The sequence below is a fragment of the Treponema endosymbiont of Eucomonympha sp. genome (assembly GCF_001028545.1).
On sequence record NZ_BBPW01000533.1, the window covers coordinates 1 to 499 of the forward strand.

The 499-nt window shown below is 63.9% G+C and carries 1 protein-coding gene; it reads right to left on the bottom strand.

Annotation, left to right across the window (positions count from 1 at the left end; genetic code table 11):
* The coding region (locus tag AWU74_RS07930; protein ID WP_498067494.1) for a hydroxymethylglutaryl-CoA lyase-like TIM-barrel protein at window positions 1-487 on the bottom strand (487 nt) is incomplete at its 3' end.
* Between the last annotated feature and the right edge of the window lie 12 nt (window positions 488-499).

The window sequence follows — 499 nt, forward strand, 5'->3', positions numbered from 1 at the left end:
TGCCTTCCGCGCGGTCGGCGCCCGCGAGCAAGCCCAGCTCGAAGCAGGCGACGCCGGTGCCGCGGTCGTTGTGGTTGTGCAGGCTGACCAGCACCCGCTCGCGCTCGCTTATGTGCGCGCAGAAATACTCGATCTGGTCGGCGAACACGTTCGGCGTGGTGTACTCGACGGTGGTCGGCAGGTTGAAGATGATTTTGCCCCCGTCCGGAGCGGGCGGCGCGAGCCACTCCCGCTTCACCGCCTCGCAGATCTCCAGCGCGAAGTCCGGCTCCGTGCTGGAAAAACTCTCCGGCGAATACTCCAAGCCCAGCCGGATTCCCTCCGCCCTGCCGATATGCTTCTTTATGAAGCGGATTCCGCCGACGGCGACCTCCACGATTTCGCTCTTCGTCATGCCGAAGGTGTATTTCCGCTGGGCGGGGGAGGTGGAATTGTACAGGTGGAATATCGCCGACTTCGCCCCCGCGATAGCCTCGAACGTGCGCACGACCAAATGCTC